At 64.1% G+C, this 20,261-nt stretch carries 19 protein-coding genes; 6 read left to right on the forward strand and 13 right to left on the reverse strand.

Annotation, left to right across the window (positions count from 1 at the left end):
- Positions 1-37 precede the first annotated feature (37 nt).
- Positions 38-955 (forward strand): pseudouridine-5'-phosphate glycosidase, encoded by a 918-nt coding sequence (locus tag DPM33_RS16780; RefSeq protein WP_112098563.1) that lies wholly within the window; start codon positions 38-40, stop codon positions 953-955.
- A gap of 3 nt (positions 956-958) precedes the next feature.
- On the opposite strand, the gene DPM33_RS16785 is transcribed toward DPM33_RS16780, so the two are convergent.
- Complete coding sequence (locus tag DPM33_RS16785; RefSeq protein WP_112098564.1) at positions 959-1,282, reverse strand: TfoX/Sxy family protein; 324 nt, start codon at positions 1,280-1,282, stop codon at positions 959-961.
- Between the two features lie 89 nt (positions 1,283-1,371).
- On the opposite strand from DPM33_RS16785, the gene DPM33_RS16790 reads away from it, so the two are divergent.
- The gene (locus DPM33_RS16790; protein ID WP_112098565.1) at positions 1,372-1,869 is read left to right on the forward strand and encodes a GFA family protein; all 498 of its coding nucleotides are present in this window, start codon (positions 1,372-1,374) and stop codon (positions 1,867-1,869) included.
- 2 nt (positions 1,870-1,871) lie between these two features.
- Here the strand turns inward: DPM33_RS16790 and DPM33_RS16795 are convergent, their stop codons facing one another.
- The 9 genes from DPM33_RS16795 to DPM33_RS16835 all read right to left on the reverse strand — a co-directional run bounded on the left by DPM33_RS16795 (position 1,872) and on the right by DPM33_RS16835 (position 9,825).
- Positions 1,872-2,396: a DUF2199 domain-containing protein gene (locus DPM33_RS16795; RefSeq protein ID WP_112098566.1), complete on the reverse strand. Its 525-nt coding sequence runs from the start codon at positions 2,394-2,396 to the stop codon at positions 1,872-1,874.
- Positions 2,397-2,405: 9 nt separating this feature from the next.
- Positions 2,406-2,792, reverse strand: a complete 387-nt coding sequence (gene sufA / locus DPM33_RS16800) for a Fe-S cluster assembly scaffold SufA (protein WP_112098661.1) — start codon at positions 2,790-2,792, stop codon at positions 2,406-2,408.
- A 92-nt stretch (positions 2,793-2,884) separates the two neighbouring features.
- Positions 2,885-3,277: an SUF system Fe-S cluster assembly protein gene (locus DPM33_RS16805; protein ID WP_112098662.1), complete on the reverse strand. Its 393-nt coding sequence runs from the start codon at positions 3,275-3,277 to the stop codon at positions 2,885-2,887.
- A 5-nt stretch (positions 3,278-3,282) separates the two neighbouring features.
- Positions 3,283-4,524, reverse strand: coding sequence for a cysteine desulfurase (locus DPM33_RS16810; protein WP_112098567.1), 1,242 nt, complete (start codon positions 4,522-4,524; stop codon positions 3,283-3,285).
- A gap of 106 nt (positions 4,525-4,630) precedes the next feature.
- Positions 4,631-5,902, reverse strand: a complete 1,272-nt coding sequence (sufD, locus tag DPM33_RS16815; RefSeq protein ID WP_112098663.1) for a Fe-S cluster assembly protein SufD — start codon at positions 5,900-5,902, stop codon at positions 4,631-4,633.
- A gap of 25 nt (positions 5,903-5,927) precedes the next feature.
- Positions 5,928-6,683, reverse strand: a complete 756-nt coding sequence (gene sufC / locus DPM33_RS16820) for a Fe-S cluster assembly ATPase SufC (RefSeq protein WP_112098664.1) — start codon at positions 6,681-6,683, stop codon at positions 5,928-5,930.
- Positions 6,684-6,715: 32 nt separating this feature from the next.
- A complete protein-coding gene (locus DPM33_RS16825) occupies positions 6,716-6,955 on the reverse strand; it encodes a hypothetical protein (protein WP_112098568.1) in 240 nt (79 codons plus the stop codon).
- Positions 6,952-8,475 carry a Fe-S cluster assembly protein SufB gene (gene sufB, locus DPM33_RS16830; RefSeq protein ID WP_112098569.1) on the reverse strand — a complete coding sequence of 508 codons (1,524 nt, stop codon included), beginning with the start codon at positions 8,473-8,475 and terminating at the stop codon, positions 6,952-6,954. The genes DPM33_RS16825 and sufB overlap by 4 nt, the downstream gene beginning before the upstream one ends.
- Before the next feature lie 189 nt (positions 8,476-8,664).
- Positions 8,665-9,825 carry a cysteine desulfurase family protein gene (locus DPM33_RS16835; protein WP_112098570.1) on the reverse strand — a complete coding sequence of 387 codons (1,161 nt, stop codon included), beginning with the start codon at positions 9,823-9,825 and terminating at the stop codon, positions 8,665-8,667.
- Positions 9,826-10,090: 265 nt separating this feature from the next.
- Here DPM33_RS16835 and DPM33_RS16840 point away from each other — a divergent pair, with 265 nt between their 5' ends.
- On the forward strand, positions 10,091-10,765 hold the full coding sequence (locus DPM33_RS16840; RefSeq protein WP_112098571.1) for an alpha/beta hydrolase: 675 nt from the start codon (positions 10,091-10,093) through the stop codon (positions 10,763-10,765).
- Between the two features lie 32 nt (positions 10,766-10,797).
- Here DPM33_RS16840 and DPM33_RS16845 read toward each other — a convergent pair whose 3' ends face one another.
- Both DPM33_RS16845 and DPM33_RS16850 read right to left on the reverse strand, forming a co-directional pair.
- Positions 10,798-11,655 carry a phosphatase PAP2 family protein gene (locus DPM33_RS16845; protein ID WP_208648415.1) on the reverse strand — a complete coding sequence of 286 codons (858 nt, stop codon included), beginning with the start codon at positions 11,653-11,655 and terminating at the stop codon, positions 10,798-10,800.
- Positions 11,656-11,700: 45 nt separating this feature from the next.
- Positions 11,701-13,344, reverse strand: coding sequence for an ArnT family glycosyltransferase (locus DPM33_RS16850; protein ID WP_112098572.1), 1,644 nt, complete (start codon positions 13,342-13,344; stop codon positions 11,701-11,703).
- A 233-nt stretch (positions 13,345-13,577) separates the two neighbouring features.
- Here DPM33_RS16850 and tyrS point away from each other — a divergent pair, with 233 nt between their 5' ends.
- Positions 13,578-14,831 (forward strand): tyrosine--tRNA ligase, encoded by a 1,254-nt coding sequence (gene tyrS, locus DPM33_RS16855; RefSeq protein ID WP_112098573.1) that lies wholly within the window; start codon positions 13,578-13,580, stop codon positions 14,829-14,831.
- Between the two features lie 8 nt (positions 14,832-14,839).
- Here the strand turns inward: tyrS and DPM33_RS16860 are convergent, their stop codons facing one another.
- Positions 14,840-18,241, reverse strand: coding sequence for a YhdP family protein (locus DPM33_RS16860; RefSeq protein ID WP_112098666.1), 3,402 nt, complete (start codon positions 18,239-18,241; stop codon positions 14,840-14,842).
- 95 nt (positions 18,242-18,336) lie between these two features.
- Here DPM33_RS16860 and DPM33_RS16865 point away from each other — a divergent pair, with 95 nt between their 5' ends.
- Positions 18,337-18,810, forward strand: coding sequence for a peroxiredoxin (locus DPM33_RS16865; RefSeq protein WP_112098574.1), 474 nt, complete (start codon positions 18,337-18,339; stop codon positions 18,808-18,810).
- Between the two features lie 166 nt (positions 18,811-18,976).
- Complete coding sequence (locus DPM33_RS16870) at positions 18,977-20,254, forward strand: M23 family metallopeptidase (RefSeq protein WP_112098575.1); 1,278 nt, start codon at positions 18,977-18,979, stop codon at positions 20,252-20,254.
- Positions 20,255-20,261: the final 7 nt, after the last annotated feature.

Below are 20,261 nucleotides of genomic sequence, written 5' to 3' on the forward strand. Positions count from 1 at the left end.
CCACCAATCATCCACTTCCTCCTGATCGGAGACAGCCGTGACGCCCGAGACCGCCCGCCCCTTCGTCGACATCCATCCGCCCGTCGCGGAGGCGCTCGCCGCCAGCCGGCCGGTGGTGGCGCTGGAATCGACCATCATCACTCACGGCATGCCCTACCCCGACAATGGCGCCATGGCGGCCAAGGTCGAAAAGATCATCATCGATGGCGGCGCCGTGCCGGCGACGGTCGCCGTGGTCAATGGCCGCATCAAGATCGGGCTGTCCGACGGCGAGCGCGAATCGCTGGCCATGACCGGCGACGCCATGAAGCTGTCGCGCGCCGATATCGGCTTTGCCGTCGCTCAGGCGCGCACCGGCGGCACTACGGTGGCCGCCACGATGATCGCGGCCCATATGGCCGGCATAAAAGTCTTCGCCACCGGCGGCATCGGCGGCGTCCACAAGGGCGCCGAGAAAAGCTTCGACATCTCGGCCGACCTGGACGAGTTGGCGCGCACGCCGGTCATCGTCGTCTCGGCCGGCGCCAAGGCGATCCTCGACATCGAAAAGACGCTGGAAGTGCTGGAGACGCGCGGCGTGCCGGTCATCGGCCATGGCTGCGAGACCATGCCGGCCTTCTGGTCGCGGCAGTCGCCTTTCCGCGCGCCGTTGACGCTGCACGCGCCTGAAGATATCGCGCATTTTTACCGCACGCGGCAGGCGCTGGGCTTGGGCGGCGGCATCCTGATCGCCAATCCGGTGCCGCAGAATGACGAAATCCCGGCCGCCGAGATGGATGGCTACATCCAGGCGGCGCAGAAGACTGCCGAAGCGCTCAACGTAACCGGCAAGGCGGTGACGCCGTTCCTGCTTTCCAAGATCCTCGAACTGACCGGCGGCCGCAGCCTCAAGACCAACATCGCGCTGGTCGAGAACAATGCGCGGCTGGCGGCGGAGATCGCGAAGGCGCTGTAGCGCTTACCTCCCCGCCCTTCGCCCCGCCTCATAGGCCCGCCGCGCCCACACCGCCATCTCGTCGGGATCGTCGAAGGCGTCGTCCGGCACGCTCCAATAGGGCATCGCCACCTGCTTGCCGTGGCGCGAGCCGGTATAGGTCCACTGGCTGCAGCCGGCGGCTTCGAAATCGGCAATGCTCTCCTCGTCGGCCTTGAGCATCAGCTCGCCGCGCACCACGACCGCGACGATGACGCCATCGCAATAGATGCCCTTGCCGCCGAACAGCTTGCGGATGCTGATCGGCCCCAGGCTTTCGAACAGTTCTTCAAGGCGAGCATTGTCCATGCCGCGATCATCTCATCCGTCATCGGCCTTGTCATCGCCGCAACAAAAAGCATGCTGACAGGTTGAGACCTGGAAACGGAGTTCCCGCCATGCCTGTCCTGCTCAAAGGCTCCTGCCGCTGCGGCGCCGTCCGCTTCGAGGTGCAAAGCCACACGCCGGCGCCATTCATGCTCTGCTACTGCTCGATCTGCCGCAAGCAGCAGGGCGGCGGCGGTTTCGCCATCAATCTCGGCGCCGACTACGAGACGCTTGATATCAACGGCAAGCGCAGCCTAGGCGTCTACCGCGCCGAGATCGAGGATGACGAGCATCCGCATTGCGACGTCTCGACCGGCGAGCGCAATTTCTGCAAAAAATGCGGCTCGGCGCTCTGGCTTTACGATCCGACCTGGCCGGACCTGGTCCACCCCTTCGCCTCGGCGATCGACAGCGACCTGCCGAAGCCGCCGGAAAAGGTGCATCTGATGCTGAAATACAAGGCGAACTGGGTCGAGCCGGTGATTGGCAGACAAGACAAGGTGTTCAACGTCTACCCGGAGGAATCGATCGCCGACTGGCACAGGCGGACGGGGATGTGGGTGGAGTAGCGCTAGACCTCGGGGCGATGCGTTAGCGCAACCCAGCGCATGACCTGAGTCACGTCCACCCCGTCGCGCTGTGCGACGACCAAGGGATGATCTGCATCATGCAGAAACACTCGGGGGCGCATATTGCCAGGCTGGAATACAACGTTGGCATGTAAATGCATCGAGCTTGGATATTCGGGGATGTCGTGCATCAAATACCCGAAGCAAAGCTCGTCCTCATATTGGCCACTGTCATATCCGTCTCGATAGACATTCCAGCTCCTTTCCGAGACCGACATCCAAACGCCGAAACAGAACTCGTCGGATAGCCGGGGAACGGGCAATGGCAGCAGGCAGCGAATAAAGCGATCCGTCTGCCCCGTGGCGTAACTCACCACGCAGAAATCATCATTTTTGCGGAAGGTCGACTGCGCGATTTCATCGAGCGCGTCAGGATTCACCGGAGCGTCAAAGGCCAGGTCCGTAGGAAGCCCGACAAACTCCTTGTCACAACAGGCACATCGCCAGCGATATGCCTCCGCGCTCATCGTGAAAGCCTAGACCGCGCTCGAAGCGCGCGCCTCGGCCAGTGCCTTGAGGTCAGCCGGCTTCAACTCGACGGATTCGCCGCAGCCGCAGGCCGAGCTCTGGTTCGGATTTCTGAAGGTGAAGCCGGTGCGCAAAGTGGTCTGCTCGAAATCCATCTCGGTGCCGAACAGGAAGAGCGCTGCCTCCGGCGCGACATAGACATGCGCGCCGTCGCGCTCGATATGGTCGTCCTTGGGGTTCGGCTCGGTGACCAGGTCGACTGTGTATTCCATGCCCGCGCAGCCACCCTTCTTGATGCCGAGCCGGATGCCATGCGCGTTGTCGCGCGTGGCGACGATCTCGCGCACGCGATCGGCGGCCTTGTCGGTCATCGTGATGACGGCGAAGCGTCCCATCTTTTCCTTCTCCATTCCCTGCAGGTTCAAGGCCTGCGGAATGATTCTCACCTAAAATGGTGAAGTTTTACCACTGGCGCAAGGCCATAGGCCTAGTACCAGCCGACTGCGACCTGCGCCTCTTCCGACATGCGGTCCGGCGTCCAAGGCGGATCGAAGGTCATCTTGACCTCGACGCCCGAAACCCCCTCGACGGCGCCGACGGCGTTCTCGACCCAGCCCGGCATTTCGCCGGCCACCGGGCAGCCCGGCGCGGTCAGCGTCATGTCGATCTTGACCGAACGGTCGTCCTCGATGTCGATCCTGTAGACGAGGCCGAGCTCGTAGATATCGGCGGGGATTTCCGGGTCATAGACGGTCTTCAGCGCCGAAACGATGTCGTCGGTCAGACGCGCCAGCTCGTCGGCGGGGATCGCCGAGGCCGAGACGATGCCGTTGGCCGCCGTTTCCGGCGCGGTTTGTGCGGTTGTGCTCACATCGTCCATCATCGTCACCCGAAGAACTTTCGCGCCTTTTCCAGCGCCTCGGCCAAAGCATCGACTTCGGCCCTGGTATTATACATGCCGAACGATGCCCTGCATGTGGAGGTGACGCCGAAGCGTTTCAACAATGGTTGAGCGCAATGCGTGCCGGCGCGGACCGCCACGCCCTGCCGGTCGATCACCATCGACACGTCATGGGCATGGATACCCTGCAATTCGAACGAGATGATGGCGCCCTTGCCGGGCGCATCGCCGAAGATCCGCAGCGAGTTGATCGCGCGCAGCCGCTCATGCGCGTAGGTCTTGAGGTCCGCCTCGTGTGCCGCGATGCGCTCACGACCGACCTTTTCCATGTAGTCGAGCGCGGCGCCCAGGCCGATCGCCTGCACGATCGGCGGCGTGCCGGCCTCGAAACGATGCGGCGGCTCGTTATAGGTGACGATGTCTTCCGTCACCTCCTCGATCATCTCGCCGCCGCCCATGAAGGGCCGCATCTCTTCAAGCCTGTCCTTCTTGCCATAGAGCACGCCGATGCCCGACGGGCCGTAGACCTTATGGCCGGTGAAGACGAAGAAGTCGCAGTCGAGATCCTGCACGTCGATCGGCATGTGCACCGCGCTCTGGCTGCCATCGACGAGCACGGGAATGCCACGCGCATGCGCGATGCGCACGATCTCCTTGATCGGCGTCACCGTGCCCAGCGCATTCGACATCTGGGTGATGGCAACGAGTTTTGTGCGCGAGGTCAGCCGCTTTTCGAATTCCTCGATATGGAAGGCGCCGAGGTCGTCGACCGGCACCCATACCAGCTTGGCGCCCTGCCGCTCGCGGATGAAATGCCAAGGCACGATGTTGGAGTGATGCTCCATGATCGACAGCACGATCTCGTCGCCCTCGCCGATCCGCGGCATGCCGTAGCCGTAAGCAACCGTGTTGATCGCCGCGGTGGTGTTGGAGGTGAAGACGATGTTGTCGGTGCTCGGCGCGTTGAGGAAGCGCTGCACCGACTTGCGCGCACTCTCATAGGCATCGGTCGCGGCATTCGACAGGAAATGCAGGCCGCGATGGACGTTGGCGTATTCCTGGGAGTAGGCGTGCTGGATGGTGTCGAGCACCACCTGCGGCTTCTGTGCTGAGGCGCCGTTGTCGAGATAGACGAGAGGCTTGCCGTAGACTTCTCGCGACAGGATCGGGAAGTCGCGGCGGATCGCCTCGACGTCGTAGGGGGTGGTTTCGATCTTCTGGTCCATTGCGCAGTCCTTGCCGGCCAAAGCCGCGATCCTTCCAGCACCCCTCATCCGTCTCGGCGCTGCGCGCCGATCCACCTTCTCCCACAAAGGGAGAACGGGAAGCGCGCTACCCGTGCGTCGAAAACCAGCCGTCGAGACGCGCTTCCAGCGCGTCAACCAGCGCCTCGTCGTCCAGTTCCTCGATCACTTCGGCGACGAAAGCCTTCACCAAGAGACCCCGCGCGCTCTTCTCGTCGATGCCGCGCGCCATCAGGTAGAACAGATGGTTGTGGTCGATCTCGGTGACCGTCGCGCCATGGCCGCAGACCACGTCGTCGGCGAAGATTTCCAGCTCCGGCTTGGTCGAGAACTCGCCGTCGTCCGACAGAAGCAGCGTGTTGCAGGCCATCTTGGCGTTGGTCTTCTGCGCGTATTGATGCACGTTGATGCGGCCCTGGAAGACGCCGCGCGCCTTGCCGGTCACGACGTTGCGGATCACTTCCGTCGAGGTCGTGTGCGGCACGGCGTGGTCGAGCACCATGGTGGTGTCGGTATGCGTATCGCCGGCCAGAAGGTTGATGCCGCGCAATTTGAAGTCGGCGCCTTCGCCCGTCGTCCTGACGACGACCTCCTGGCGCACCAGCTTGCCGCCGGCATTCATCACGAACAGCGTCAGCTTCGCATCCTTGCCGATATGCGCCTTGAACTGGGCGAGATGCGTGGCCGTCTCCGGCTGCTCCTGCACGATCAGCCAGGCCACTTCGGCGCCGTCGCCGACCACGAGTTGGCTCACCGAAGAGACGAGCGCCTCGTCGCCCTCACCCGTCTGGCGCTCGAGGATGATCGCCTTGGCGCCGGCGCCGACGCGCGTCAGCAGCCGCACATGCGACTGGCCGCCGGCCTGCAGGTTCTGCAATTCGATCGGCTTTTCCAGCTCGGTGCCGTCGGCGATGTCGACGAAATAGCCGTCAGCGACGAAGGCCGTATTGAGCGCACCGATCGCGTCGTCATCGCCATAGGGGTCGAGCCCGGGCGCGACGCTGCCGTCGGTCAGCTTTTCCGACAGGCGCTGCACGGTGACGCCTTCGATCTCCGGTAGCTTGCCGTTGGAGACGCCGTTCAGCACCGGCAGCACCGCCGAGCCTTCGAGAACCGGCGCAAGCGCCTTCACGACGGCGTCGGCCTCGAAAGCCGGAACCTTGGTCAGCAGCCGGCGCAGATCGGTGTAGTGCCAGGATTCGACGCGCCGCGTCGGCAGGCCGTGCTTGATCGCCTCGATCGCGTCATCGCGCTTGACCATCACCGCGCCGTCGCCAGGCAGCAGCGACAACCGCTCGCCGAAGGCATCGATCAGCGCCGTCTCGGCCAAGGTCCGCTGGGGCTGTGCATGCATGTTCATGACTTTCGCCTCGACCGCCCCCATCTCACGCGGCTTCGCCGATCACGCCGGCATAGCCATTGGCCTCGAGGTCGAGCGCCAGCGACTTGTCACCCGACTTGATGACCTGGCCCTTGTAGAGCACGTGCACGGAGTCCGGCACGATGTGCTCCAGCAGGCGCTGGTAGTGGGTGATGACGACGATGGCGCGCTCCGGCGAGCGCAGCGCGTTGACGCCGTCCGAGACTATCTTCAGCGCATCGATGTCGAGGCCGGAATCGGTCTCGTCGAGCACGCAAAGCTTCGGCTCGAGGAGCTTCATCTGCAGGATCTCGGCGCGCTTCTTCTCGCCGCCGGAGAAGCCGACGTTGAGCGGCCGCTTCAGCATGTTGATGTCCATGCTGAGCGAGGCGGCTGCCTCCTTCACGCGCTTCAGGAACTCCGGCACCTTCAGCGGCTCCTCGCCGCGCGCCTTGCGCTGCTCGTTCATCGCCACTTTCAGGAATTCCATGGTCGCCACGCCCGGTATCTCCATCGGATACTGGAAGGCGAGGAAGATGCCGGCGGTGGCGCGCTCGGCCGGATCCATTTCGAGGATTGACTGGCCGTTATAGAGGATGTCACCCTCCGTCACTTCATAGTCCTCGCGGCCCGCGAGGATGTAGGACAGCGTCGACTTGCCCGACCCGTTCGGCCCCATGATGGCGGCGACCTCTCCGGCATTCACCGTCAGGTTCAGGCCGCGGATGATCTCGGTGCCGTCATCGACGATGCGGGCATGCAGGTTCTTGATTTCAAGCATTTTCGTTCCGTTCCAAAACTGTCCGTTCAGATTCAATGCCAACGCCAGCGCCATTCGCCGTCGGTCTTGGCCTTGATGAGCGGGATGATCGCGCCCGTCAGCCCAGCGACAATGAGGACGACCAGCCAGGCGGCGGCGCCCTCGTGAATAAGCATCAGTGAAAGCACGACGACGATCGCGATGTAGACGACCATGAAGGCCCAGCCCTTCCAGTTGTCCGGCGTCGCGCCGTAGCCGAAGCGCTTCGGCCTGAACCATTTATCTCCGGTCACCCCACGCTCCCCTCGAGGCTGATGCCGATCAACTTCTGCGCCTCGACCGCGAATTCCATCGGCAGCTGCTGGATGACGTCCTTGACGAAGCCGTTGACGATCAGAGCGATCGCCTCTTCTTCCGGAATGCCGCGCTGCATGACGTAGAACTTCTGGTCCTCGGAGATCTTCGACGTCGTCGCCTCGTGCTCGAACTTCGCCGACGCGTTCTTGGCCTCCATGTAGGGCACGGTGTGCGCGCCGCACTGATCGCCGATCAGGAGCGAATCGCAATTGGTGAAGTTGCGCGCGTTGGTCGCCTTGCGGTGCGCCGACACCTGGCCGCGATAGGTGTTCTGCGAGAAGCCGGCGGCGATGCCCTTGGAGATGATGCGGCTCGACGTGTTCTTGCCGAGATGGATCATCTTGGTGCCGCTGTCGACCTGCTGGTAGCCGTTCGATACCGCGATCGAATAGAACTCGCCGCTGGAATCGTCGCCGCGCAGGATGCAGCTCGGATATTTCCAGGTGATCGCCGAGCCGGTCTCGACCTGCGTCCACGATATCTTCGAGCGGTCGCCGCGGCAGTCGCCGCGCTTGGTGACGAAATTGTAGATGCCGCCCTTGCCCTCGGCGTCGCCGGGGTACCAGTTCTGCACCGTCGAATATTTGATCTCGGCATCGTCGAGCGCGACCAACTCGACCACCGCCGCATGCAGCTGGTTCTCGTCGCGCTGCGGCGCCGTGCAGCCTTCGAGATAGGAGACGTAAGCCCCCTCCTCGGCGATGATCAGCGTGCGTTCGAACTGGCCGGTGTTCTTCTCGTTGATGCGGAAATAGGTCGACAGCTCCATCGGGCAGCGCACGCCCTTGGGCACGAACACGAACGAGCCGTCGGTGAAAACGGCCGAATTCAGCGTCGCGTAGAAATTGTCCGAGGTCGGCACGACCGAACCGAGATACTTCTTCACCAGCTCCGGATGCTCGCGGATCGCTTCCGAGATCGAGCAGAAGATGACGCCCGCCTTGGCGAGCTCTTCCTTGAAGGTGGTGACCACCGAAACGGAATCGAACACGGCGTCGACCGCGACGCGCCCCGACTTGTAGACGTTGTCACCGACTTCTTCCTCGTCAGCGTCGGCTACAGCGGTTTTCTGCACACCGGCCAGGATTTCCTGTTCCTTGAGCGGGATGCCGAGCTTCTCGTAGACCTTGAGCAATTCGGGATCGACTTCGCTCAGCGACTTCGGTCCCGGCGTGCTCTTCGGCGCGGCGTAGTAATAAATGTCCTGGAAATCGATCTTCGGATAGTGGACGCGCGCCCAGGTCGGCTCGTCCAGAGTCAGCCAGCGGCGATAGGCCTCCAGACGCCATTCCAGCATCCAGTCCGGCTCATCCTTCTTGGCCGAGATGAAGCGAATGATGTCTTCGCTCAGGCCCTTGGGGGCCTTGTCCATCTCGATCTCTGTCTGGAATCCGTATTTATACTGGTCGACGTCGATCTTTCGAACTCGATCGATCGTCTCCTGCACAGCAGGCATAAGCGTTCTCCATCCACGCCGGGGTCAAGGCCCGACAGTTTTCAAACTATGGCACCGCTGTGATCGCGTCCCGCAGGGACGTGCAGCGGAGTAAGCTCCATATAGTGCGTGTCGGCTGGAAATTCACCCGGCCAGGACAAAACGCACGGCTCTACCAGGCCGCAAGGCCTGAATTCGTCTTTGCCGCCGTCAGGCGGCCTCTTCCTTGCCCGCGCGGCGGGCGACGATGCCGGCCAGCGCCACCCTGAAGGCCGCGATATCCTCGGCGCCGGTCTCGCGGCCGATCGAAACGCGCAAGGCGCCCAGGCTGTCGCCACGGCCCATCGCCTTCAGCACATGGCTTGGCCCGACTTTTCCCGACGAGCAGGCCGAGCCCGCCGATAACGCGACGCCGGCAAGATCGAAAGCGATCTGCGCCGTCTCGGCCTTGACGCCCGGAATAGCGAAGAATGTCGTGTTGGCAAGCCTTTGAGCGCCATTTCCGAAGATTTCCGCGTCCGGCGCCAATTCCGTCACGATCGCCTCGATCTCATCGCGGCGCCGCGAAACCGCATCGATATCGTCCAGACCCGCAAGTGCAGCCCGGGCGGCGGCGCCGAAACCGGCGATCCCGGCGACGTTTTCCGTGCCGGCGCGATGGCCCTTTTCCTGGCCGCCGCCATTGACCAGCGGTCGCGGCATCATCAAGTCGGACGCGGCGACGATCGCGCCGACGCCCTTCGGACCACCGATCTTATGCGAGGACAGGATCAGGTAGTCAGCATAAGGCGCTGACATATCGAGCGGAATCCGCCCGGCAGCCTGCACGGCGTCGACCACCAGCACCCCGCCGGCGGCCTTGACGATTTCGGCGATGCGCTCGACCGCCTGGATCACGCCGGTCTCGTTGTTGGCGGCATGGATCGCCACCAGCGGCAGGCCGGCGGCCTTGTCGTGCGAAGCCAAAGCAGAGGTCACTTCGTCGAGATCGGCAATGCCGTTGCGATCGACACCGATCTTCGTCACCTGCGCCGCCGGGAAGCATCCACCGCCCAGGATGCAGGGATGATCGGCCGCCGATACATAAAGCCGGCTCATGCGGACGGCGCCGCGCCCCATCCGCCAGTCGGGCGAAAGCAGCGTGGAAGCGGCTTCTGTCGCGCCGGAGGTGAAGACGACATGCTCAGGCCTGGCGTTGACCAGGCGCGCTACGTCGCGGCGCGCGTCCTCGACCAGACGGCGCGAGGCGCGGCCCTCGGCGTGGACCGATGACGGGTTGGCGGCGTCGAGCGCGGCGACCATCGCCGCCCGCGCTTCCGCAATGAGCGGCGCGCTGGCGTTGTAGTCGAGATAGGCGCGGGTTGCGGCCATTTTCGCTCAGTTCGTCCTTCCGCCGACTATCCCGCGAGGATAGCGCGTTATTTCCTTGAAATTGCAAGGCAAGCCGTCCTATTTACCCGGCTTGCGGCGCGGGCGGCCGGACCATCCGGTTTCGGCCTCCCAGTTTTGAACAATTCTAAACTAGCTTCTAGGAAGACGCTCGCCCTGCGTCAAGGCCACAGAGGTATGGGGCCGCGGGAGAGCTGGGGCAGAAGAGTTCCGGGCTAGCGCCATCGTATGCCACGTGGAGTATTTTATGCCTGAGGTCATTTTCGCCGGTCCGGCCGGTCGCCTGGAGGGACGTTACCAGCCCTCGAAGGAAAAGAGCGCCCCGATCGCCATCGTGCTGCACCCGCACCCGCAATTCGGCGGCACGATGAACAACAAGATCGTCTACGACCTCTTCTATATGTTCCAGAAGCGCGATTTCACCGTGCTGCGCTTCAATTTCCGCGGCATCGGCCGCAGCCAGGGCGAGTTCGACCACGGCACCGGCGAATTGTCGGACGCGGCCGCGGCACTCGACTGGGTGCAGTCGCTGCATCCGGATTCGAAGAGCTGCTGGGTCGCCGGCTACTCCTTCGGCTCGTGGATCGGCATGCAGCTTCTGATGCGCCGGCCGGAGATCGAGGGCTTCATCTCGGTCGCGCCGCAGCCCAACACCTATGATTTCTCGTTCCTGGCGCCCTGCCCTTCGTCCGGCCTGATCATCCATGGCGATGCCGACAAGGTGGCGCCGCCCAAGGACGTGCAGGGGCTGGTCGACAAGCTGCACACGCAAAAGGGCATCACCATCACCCAGAAGACGCTGCCCGGCGCCAACCATTTCTTCGCCAACGACACCGAGCTGCTGATCCAGGATTGCGCCGACTATCTCGACCGGCGCCTGGCGGGCGAGCTCGCCGATCCGAGGCCGAAGCGCCTGCGCTAAACTCGCGCGGGGCTGCCCTCGACCCAGCCGCTTCAACGGGTCTGCGTTCGATCGACGCCGTCGGCTTGGCCGACCATCGAACCCCTTCCCGTCGGCGCGCGGGGCCGGACCAGCCGGAATGTCCGCTTGCGCACCGGCAGTTTCAAACCTGTCTGGCCAAAGATGAAACCGAGCCGGGCGAACACCAGGCCCGAGATAACCGCAAGCGCCAGCCCGAGGCCAAAGCCCGCAACCGTGTCGCTTGGATAATGCGCGCCCACGAAGACGCGGGTCGAGGCGATGCAGGCGGTGACCGCCAGCGCGACGATCCAGCGCCGCGGGAACAGCAGCAGCAGGATGCCGAACACCGCGCCCATCGTCGTGGCATGGCCGGACGGAAAGCCGGCAAAGCGCGCGTCCATGGCGAAAGGATGCAGCGACAGGACGCCGAAACTGTCGAAATAGAGTGGCCGGGCGCGGCCGATGCCGTATTTCAGCACGTTGACCGCCAAGCCTGACAGGCCGACGGCGCAGAGCACCAGGAACGCAAAACACGTCCAGTTGTAGACGATCATCCGGCCTTGCCGGGACAGGCCGCGCCAATCCGTCAGATTGGCGGCGACGAGGCAAAGCGCCGCCGGAATGAGGTACCAGCCGCCGAGCCCGAACTGCGTGAAGAAATCGGTGAAGCGCACGAAGCCGGGTGACCACTCGCCGCGCATCTCGCCGGCGGCGGCGTCGAAACGCAGGAAGACCGCCGCGGTGAGCAGCAGCCAGGCCAGCAGCCAGACGCTCCAGAAGATTTTCGGGTAACGCGCAGGACGCACGGCGAAGCGTCGCTTCACGATCGTCATCGTGTCGCGGAAATTACCGAGCGAGCGGCGATAGAGGTCAAGGGGCGCGGCGGACATGGCTTTAGCGCAGTCTACAGGGCATTCGATGCCCGACGCTGTTCATCACGGAGCCACCCGATAAAGGCCGAGCGACAGTCTGTCTCCTGACGAATAGTTGATGCCGTCGATCTCGGTCAACCGCTTCGCCGACTTGCCCTGGGTAGCCAGCACATCGGCAAGCTTCTGCTCGTCCTTGATCGGCGCGAGGCCGAGCGCGCAAGACGGATCGGTGAGCAGATGCCGCGCCACGCCCTCGACATCGGTAAGCACCGTTTTGGTGCCGACCAGGAAGATGAGGCTCGGCTCCTCGAACCTCGCCGAGGCAAGCACCGTGGTATCGCACAGGCGGTTGGCGTCGACCGCGGCCTTGACAGCGGGGCTCAGCCAGATCGGCTTCAGTGACGGCGCAATGACACCGAACAGCAGGCTGAAGGTGATGCCCGCGCCGACGGCGATCGCGGCGATGCGCGCAAGCGGCACCTGCAATTGCCGCGGGAAGGCAAGATAGCCGGTGACCAGAGCGGCGATCGCCGCCGGAATGCTCCACCAGAAGAAGGTTTTCGCCAAGTAGATCGGCGCGCCGACGCACACCACGGCCAGACCGATCGACACGACGACGACGCCAAAGGCCGTCGCCCACCACAGCCATGTCTGCCAGCGCCTGAGCGGCGCGTTGGCCTGGTCCGCCGGCAAGGTGAGCAGCCAGCCGATCAAGAGCGCCATGCCTGGATAGGCCGGCATGACATAATGCGGCAGCTTGGTCGGGATCGCCTCGAACACCAGCCAGAACGGGATGTACCAGGCGAGGCAGAAGCGCAGGCGCGGATCGTCCCAGAACCGGTTGATCGCCTGCAATCCGGCGCCGACCGCGATCAGCCCGAAGGGCCACATGAACAGCGAATAGGTCAGCATGTAGAAGCCGGGCGGCAGGCCGTGCGATTCCTCGCCCTGCGCCACCTTGTTCAGCATGTCCTTGCCGACCGCCTCCTGAAAGAAGGCGCCGCCACTTTTCCAGGTGATGAGGATCAGCCACGGCAGCACGATAGCAAGCACAATGGCGACACCGCGCGCCAGCTTCATCTTCAGCAGCCAGCGCCAGTCACGATCGAAGGCAACCAACGCCGCCGCCGTCAGCAGCGACAGCAGCGGCGAGACGGGCCCCTTGATGAGGATGCCCAACCCTTGCGCGATCCAGAAGATCCACGGCAGATGTCCGGGAACCGGTTCGTTGCGCTTTGCCGCCAGATAGACCTGCGCCAGCGCGCCCTGCGCCATCACGCAGCAAGCGAGCAGCATGGCGTCGGTCTTGGCGTCACGTCCTTCGAAGGCGGTGGCGAAGATCGCCGCCATGATCAGGCCGGCTGCCAGCCCGGCATTGGCGCCGAAGAGCTTTGTGCCGGTCCAGCCGATGCCGACGACGGCGATCGCGATGCCCAGCATCGAGACCAGGCGATAGACCCAGATCGGCGCCGCCGCCCCCTCGCCGCTCAGCGCCACCGCCGCCGACTGCAGCCAGTAGATGCCGATCGGCTTCTTGTAGCGCGTGACGTCCTGCAGGCGGATATCGACGTAGTCGCCCGTCTCGACCATCTGCTTGGTCGCCTGGACGAAGCGGGATTCGTCGCGGTCGACCGGCGGCAGGCTGGCCAGCCCGCTGACGGTCATGACGATGCTGAACAGAAAGAGGAGAATGTAGTTCCTGTTCATCGCGGGGAGCTCGTCCGATCTGAAGCTGCGGGATGGCCCCGTGGCGGCGCCTAGGCGCCTGTCTTTGCGCGGCGCCTCATTACGCCAGCAAAAAGGGCGAAGCAAGGACGCCTGGGCGCCGCGTCCAATCGGTCGCAAAACCGGAAACCACTTTTGCTGACAGCGGTTGGATGCTAAACGCGCGCCTTCATATCGAGCTTGGCTGAATGCCCGGCGATCTCCAGGAAGAAAACATGTCCGCCTTCAAATCCGATTTCCTGCGCATCATGAGCGAGCGCGGCTTCATCCACCAGATTTCGGATGAATCCGCCCTCGACCAGCTTTTCGCCAAGGAAACGGTAAGCGCCTATATCGGCTTCGACGCCACCGCCAAGAGCCTGCATGCCGGATCGCTGATCCAGATCATGATGCTGCACTGGCTACAGCAGACCGGCCACCGGCCGATCGCGCTGATGGGCGGCGGCACCTCGATGATCGGCGACCCGTCCTTCAAGGACGAGGCGCGCAAGCTTTTGACGCCGCAGGACATCGACGACAATCTCGTCGGCATCCGCCGCAATTTCGCGCCTTACCTGAAGTTCGGCAGCGGCCCGGGCGATGCGGTCATGGTCAACAATGCCGACTGGCTGATGCAGATCAACTACGTCAACTTCCTGCGCGATGTCGGCCGGCATTTCTCCGTCAACCGCATGCTTGCCTTCGATAGCGTGAAGCTGAGGCTCGACCGCGAGCAGTCGCTGTCCTTCCTCGAATTCAACTACATGATCCTTCAGGCCTACGACTTCGTCGAGCTCTACAAGCGCGCCGGCTGCCGGCTGCAGATGGGCGGCTCGGACCAGTGGGGCAACATCGTCAACGGTATCGACCTGGGCCACCGCATGGAGGGCGTGCAGCTCTTCGCCATGACCACGCCGCTGCTCACCACCTCGTCCGGCGCCAAGATGGGCAAGTCGGCCTCGGGCGCGGTCTGGCTCGATGGCGACATGCTGTCGCCCTACGAGTTCTGGCAGTACTGGCGCAACACCGAGGACGCCGATGTCGGCCGCTTCCTGAAGCTCTACACGACCCTGCCGCTCGACGAAGTGGCGCGCCTGGCAAAGCTCGGCGGTTCTGAGATCAACGAGGCAAAGAAGATCCTCGCCACCGAGATCACGGCGATGCTGCATGGCCGCGAGGCGGCCGAAACCGCGAGCGAAACCGCGCGCAAGACCTTCGAGGAAGGCGCGCTGGCCGACACGCTGCCCAGCGTCGAGGTGGCAAGGTCCGACCTGGAGACCGGCATCGGCATCCTGGCGCTTTTCGTCAGCGCCGGGCTGGCAAGCTCGAACGGCGAAGCGCGCCGCCACATCCAGGGCGGCGCCGTGCGCATCAACGACCAGCCCCTGACCGACGACCGGCGCGTCGTCACGCTTCAGGACCTCGGCCCGGAGGGCGTCGTGAAGCTCTCGCTCGGCAAGAAGAAACACGTTCTGGTGCGGCCGGCTTGACCACCATCCTACCGGTACTCGAAGATTGACCTGAAGATTCCGGGCGCGACCACCGACAGCGGATTGATGTTCAGGGTTGGTTTGTTGGCATTGCCCTTCAGCCGGTAGGTGACGCCGATCAGGCCGCGGTCGCGGCCATTGCCGAGCAGCGGGCCGAACAGCGGCAGTTCGCCAAAAATGCGGTTCAGCCCGTAGACCGGCATGAAGGTGCCGGTCACATCCATGTTGTTGCTCGGGTCGTAAAGTGTGCCCTGGAAGGTGGTGCCGATACGCGGGCCGCGCAGCAGACCGTTGGCCAGCTTCAAATAACCGGAGCCCTTTTCGATCTCGGCAAAGCCGCGCTCGAACTGCACGCGCGACGTGTCGATATCGGCCTTGACCGCTTCGTTGAGGCTGCGCGTGTCGCCGGCCGGCTTGGTCGACACGATCGAAGCCAGCTTGGGCTCGTTGACGATGTAGAAATTGCTGGTGTCGATCTGGCCTTTCATAGGCCCGTCGGCCGCGCCGGCGAGCGACATGGTGATCGTGCCGCCCTCCATGTGCTCATAAACGTTGAGGAAGCGCAGGATGGCGCCGGCGTCGGCCGACTTCACCCTGAGCGAGCGGCCGCCTTCGCTGGTCGTGTTGCTGATCGTGATCGCCGCGCCCGAGCTTGCCGCGGCGGTGACGTTGAGCCCGTTCACGTGCGATCCGGCGGCGCTGTATTCCAGCTTGAGATTGGAGAGCGCCTCGTCATGAAAACCAGTCAAGGATGCCACATCGGCGCTGACCGAGATGGCGTCGCTGCCGGCGCCCTTCGTGGCGGTGTCGACATCCGAGGTGAACTGCTTGATCAGCGAGCGGGCATCGAGCGACGCGCCGCTGATATCGACGGCGTAGCTTTTACCGGAGCGCTTGACCGAGACGGCGATGTCATCGCCCCTGTTCAACGCGACTTTGCTGAAGCGGGCCGCGGACAACGCCCCGTTCACCAGCGTCAAATTGCCCTCGATCGAAAAGCTCTTTCCGTCGAGATCGAAGTCCGACAGCGTCGTGGTGCTGCCGGACTTGGCCATGTCGAAAGTGACCTTGGCGGGAATGCCTGCGCCCTTGCTCCATCCGGCCCAGGGAATATCCAGCCTGGCGTTGGTGAGATCCGCCGAAACCTGCTGGGCGCCCTCACCGCTCTTGTCGATCGCCACCTTGATGGTTCCCGAAAGCAGGTCCGAGAGGCCTGGCATGCTGGCATTGCGCGTCTTGTCGTCGAGAATCAGCGTGACCTTGCGGCTGCGCGCCGGCCCGTCATCGGCGAGCGGCTCGACGAGGTCGAGCTCGGCCGGAATGCCGTTGAGCTTCGCATCGGCCGAAATCACCGCCTGCTTCGGCCCCACGGTGATGGAGCCATCGGCCTCGGTCACCGTCTGATCCTCGAACGGCTTGGCGAGGGACAGATCCTTGTAGTCGAGCGACACCAGCCAATCGAGCGTCGAGGTATCCATGCCCCTCGTCAGCGGAATATCCGCCCTGACGTGGCCGGTGACGGTGCCGGACAGGTCCTCCGGCGCCAGCCCGACATGGCGCATGGCATTGATCGGCTCGTAGGAGGCAAGCTCGGCAATCGCCGGGGCCTCACCCGCGACGTCGATGTCGAGCTTGCCAACCACGATCGGTCGGTTCGCGTTCTTGATCGTCAGCGTGCCGCCGCTTGCCGCCACGGTGCGGCCGCTCGGCATATAGACGCTGCCCGAGGAAAGCGCGATGTCGACATCGTTGCCGTGGAAGGCAACGACGCCGACGGCGTCGCGGATCGGCGGGATGCGTCCGGCGGTATCGAAACGCGAGCCGTCGATCTGGAAGCGACCGAACACTTCGTCGCCGGAAAGCGGCACGCCGTTGCCCAGGCGCCCCGGCGCGACCTGGAACTGCAGATTGGCATCGGTCACCATGCCGCCGAACAGATTGCCCAGCACCCAGAGCCGCGCGTTGCGGGCCGAGAACCATGGCCACAATTGCTTGACATGCGAGACGGGCATGTCGTGGACGTTGAGCGACAGCGATACGCCCGGAGGGCCGTTGTCGATGAAGGCGACCGTGGCCGCGCCAAGCACCTCGCCCGATCCGCCGGACCGGACGCCGATCTGCTCGACGACGAGCTTGCGGCTCTTCGGCTGGTAGACGCCGGCGATACGCGCCAGGAACTGCAGCGCCGGTTCCGGCGAATCCGAAGGCGCCAGCGTCGAGCCGTCGCTGGTGAGGTCATAGCGATAGGCGGGCTCCTCCCCCGCGACTGCCGGTTTCGGGCCGATCGATCCGGCAAAGTCGATGCTGGAGCGGCCGGTCTTGATCAGCAGCCGGTCGACCGAGATCTTGTTCGAGCCGGCCACCAGCGTGACGTCGGCATCGACGTCGGCCGGCATCAGGCCGCGTTCGTCGAGGTCGAGCACCGAGCCGGCGATCGACAGCGAAGCCGCCAGGCGGGATGGGTTGTCGCCGGACGCTTCCGAGCCTGAAAGCTTCAGCGCGATCGAACCCAGCTTCGCGCCCTCGTCCGCAGGCATGGCCGCGGTCGAGCTCCCCTCGGCGGAGGCACCGGCGATCGCGAGGTTGGCGTCCAGCGACGCGATCCGCCTTGCCGTCGCATCGCGGGTCGCGGTGGCGGTCAAAGTCGCGTGGCGGCCGTCGACATCGGCGTCGTAGGAGAACTGTATGCTTCCCGTGCCGGTCTGCGCGACGGTTGCCGAGGTGACGGTCACCCGCTTGACCAGCCCTGTGTCCGGCAGTTCGAATTCGACATTGCGCAGATCGACCTGGCGCATCGAGTCCTCGCGCACGGCATCCAGCGCGTCGTTGACGCCGCCGAAGACCGCCGCAGAGACTTTCTCCGGATCGACGAGGCCGTCCTCGTTGCGCAGCACTGCCGTCCAGTCGCCGCCGCCAGAGGGCATGGCGGCCACCACGATATGAGCGTCGGAGAATCTGGCGCTGGTCAGCCGGACGTCGCCGGAAAGCAGCGGCAGCAGGCGCATGCCGAAACGCACGCGGCCGACATCGGCCATCGGCTTGCCGTCGGCCGTCTTGAGGCTGACATCGCTGACCTGAAGGGCGATGAAGCTCGATCCGTCGAGCGTCAGCCGCGCCGCGCCGACCGTGACGTTGACATCGACGCCGGCCAGCTTCTCGATGGCGGTCTCCGCCTCGGCCCGCAGCCGCTCCGTGCCGATGCCCGAGGCTCCCAAGACATAGACGCCGACCGCCGCCAGAAGCACCAGCGCGCAAAGCCCGGCAAGCACGCGCCCGAGAAAGCGAAAACGGCGCCGCACGGCTGCCCGGCCGAGCGGCGGCACGCCGCACGCGGACGGAAGCTTCGCCAGGTCGGTGATCTCGTCACGCCTGAACTTGATCTTCTCGTGCTGCGGTTCTTCCTGATCCAAGCAATATTCCGTTGTGACGAACTCGTCGTGGACGAATCCCCGCTTCACGTTATATCGATGACTTCCCGCGCGTAACCGCAAACAAGGGCATCGACATGGCTGATCTCGACGTGGGCGACGCAGCACCCCAATTCGATCTTCCGCGTGACGGCGGCGGCTCTCTCAGCCTCGCCGCGTTCCGGGGCAAGCCCGTTGTACTGTATTTCTATCCGCAGGACGACACCACAAGTTGCACCAACGAGGCGATCGGCTTCTCACAGTTGAAATCGGAATTCGAGAAGGCCGGCGCCGTGGTGATCGGGCTGTCGCCTGATAGCGTGAAGAAACACGACAAATTCAAGGCGAAATACGATCTGACCGTCGATCTCGTCGCCGACGAGGAGCGCCAAGTGATCGAGGCCTACGATCTGTGGGTCGAGAAGACGATGTACGGGCGCAAATACATGGGTGTCGAACGCGCCACCTTCCTGATAGGCAAGGACGGTCGCATCGCCCGGATCTGGCATCAGGTCCGCGTCAAGGGCCATGCCGAAGAGGTGCTCGAGGCCGTGCGCTCTCTGAGGCGGTAAACGCATAGCCCTTTGCGCCGCCGGCTTTGCCGGCCCTCGCCCGTTGCAACTCATCACTCGCAACGCGCGAATTGGTTACGCAAACGTTGCGGCCAGCAAAACTTTGTTAACCCTAATAATGTGTAATTCGGAGCTGTCGTTGGTGTCGTAACGAAAGCTCGGTCCCGTGAAATCAACCGGTCAGTCAGCGGTCTTCGGCAGGCGCAAGGAGCCCCACACGGTCATCATCGCCAGGGGCAACGAAATAAGACACTTCACGATCCGACCCTGGCTCGCCGCTTTCATCGGCTCGGCGCTGGCCGCGATCGCCATCGGCTACCTGCTCGCCACCTCTTACCTTGTGCTGCGCGACGACCTGATCGGCGCCACCACGGCCAGGCAGGCACGCATGCAGCAGGCCTATGAGGACCGCATCTCGGCGCTGCGCGCTCAAGTCGACCGCATCACCAGCCGCCAGCTTCTCGACCAGCAGCTCATGGAGACCAAGGTCAGCGAGCTGCTGGCCAGGCAGACCCAGCTCAGCGAGCGCCATGGGCGGCTCGGCCCGATTCTCGAGCGCGCCGAGAACGAAGTCGGCGACGCGCCGGCGGCGGGCGCGACGCCCAAGCCCGGCGAACAAGCGGAAATCACCGGCAGCCTTTCACAGGCGCCCGCCTATTCCGTCGCATCCTTGAGCGCCGGCGATACGAGACCCTTCTCGCTCTGGTCGACGAGGTCCGATCCGCTTGAAGGCGAAACGGCCGCCGACCGCGCCGACAAGCTGTTCGTCTCGATCAATGCGTCGCTGAAGTCCATCGAGAACCAGCAGCTTTCGCGCATCACCACGCTTGCCGACAACGCCTACAAGAATGCGGATGGCATCGTACAGGCGCTGGAAGCGGCAGGCCTGCCGGTCGACAGCGAACTCAACAAGAGTGATGTCGGCGGCCCGCTGGTTCCGGTTGATCCCTCGCTGGTTTTCGACAGCAAGGTCAAGGAGTTGGATGAAGCGCTGGACGCGCTCGACGAGGTCAAGAAAGAGGCACGCAAGCTGCCGCTCACGAATCCCGCCCCTGGCCGTACGGTGACGAGCCCGTTCGGTGTGCGCACCGATCCGATCCTTGGCACCGCCGCGCTGCATACCGGAATGGATTTCAGGGCGCCTATCGGCATGCCGGCCAAGGTCACTGCCGCCGGCGTCGTCACCAGGGCCGGCTGGGCCGGCGGCTACGGCCGCATGGTCGAGGTCGACCATGGCAACGGCTTTGCGACGCGCTACGGGCATTTGAGCGAGATCGACGTCGCCGTCGGCCAGAAACTCGCCGCCGGCGACGTCATCGGCAAGACCGGCAGCAGCGGCCGCTCGACGGGCCCGCATCTCCACTACGAAGTGCGCCACGATGGCGAGGCGGTCGATCCGCTGCGCTTCCTGGCCGTCGGCAAGAAGGTGGCGCAGTATCTTTAAGGTTGCC

The sequence above is a fragment of the Mesorhizobium hawassense genome, assembly GCF_003289945.1.
Classification (GTDB): domain Bacteria; phylum Pseudomonadota; class Alphaproteobacteria; order Rhizobiales; family Rhizobiaceae; genus Mesorhizobium; species Mesorhizobium hawassense.

Coding starts and splice junctions, on each gene's coding strand:
- DPM33_RS16785 (WP_112098564.1), bottom strand. CDS start 1,282: ATGGACAATGCTCGCCTTGAAGAACTGTTCGAAAGCCTGGGGCCGATC.
- DPM33_RS16790 (WP_112098565.1), top strand. CDS start 1,372: ATGCCTGTCCTGCTCAAAGGCTCCTGCCGCTGCGGCGCCGTCCGCTTC.
- DPM33_RS16795 (WP_112098566.1), bottom strand. CDS start 2,396: ATGAGCGCGGAGGCATATCGCTGGCGATGTGCCTGTTGTGACAAGGAG.
- sufA (WP_112098661.1), bottom strand. CDS start 2,792: ATGGGACGCTTCGCCGTCATCACGATGACCGACAAGGCCGCCGATCGC.
- DPM33_RS16805 (WP_112098662.1), bottom strand. CDS start 3,277: ATGGACGATGTGAGCACAACCGCACAAACCGCGCCGGAAACGGCGGCC.
- DPM33_RS16810 (WP_112098567.1), bottom strand. CDS start 4,524: ATGGACCAGAAGATCGAAACCACCCCCTACGACGTCGAGGCGATCCGC.
- sufD (WP_112098663.1), bottom strand. CDS start 5,902: ATGAACATGCATGCACAGCCCCAGCGGACCTTGGCCGAGACGGCGCTG.
- sufC (WP_112098664.1), bottom strand. CDS start 6,683: ATGCTTGAAATCAAGAACCTGCATGCCCGCATCGTCGATGACGGCACC.
- sufB (WP_112098569.1), bottom strand. CDS start 8,475: ATGCCTGCTGTGCAGGAGACGATCGATCGAGTTCGAAAGATCGACGTC.
- DPM33_RS16835 (WP_112098570.1), bottom strand. CDS start 9,825: ATGGCCGCAACCCGCGCCTATCTCGACTACAACGCCAGCGCGCCGCTC.
- DPM33_RS16840 (WP_112098571.1), top strand. CDS start 10,091: ATGCCTGAGGTCATTTTCGCCGGTCCGGCCGGTCGCCTGGAGGGACGT.
- DPM33_RS16845 (WP_208648415.1), bottom strand. CDS start 11,655: ATGTCCGCCGCGCCCCTTGACCTCTATCGCCGCTCGCTCGGTAATTTC.
- DPM33_RS16850 (WP_112098572.1), bottom strand. CDS start 13,344: ATGAACAGGAACTACATTCTCCTCTTTCTGTTCAGCATCGTCATGACC.
- tyrS (WP_112098573.1), top strand. CDS start 13,578: ATGTCCGCCTTCAAATCCGATTTCCTGCGCATCATGAGCGAGCGCGGC.
- DPM33_RS16865 (WP_112098574.1), top strand. CDS start 18,337: ATGGCTGATCTCGACGTGGGCGACGCAGCACCCCAATTCGATCTTCCG.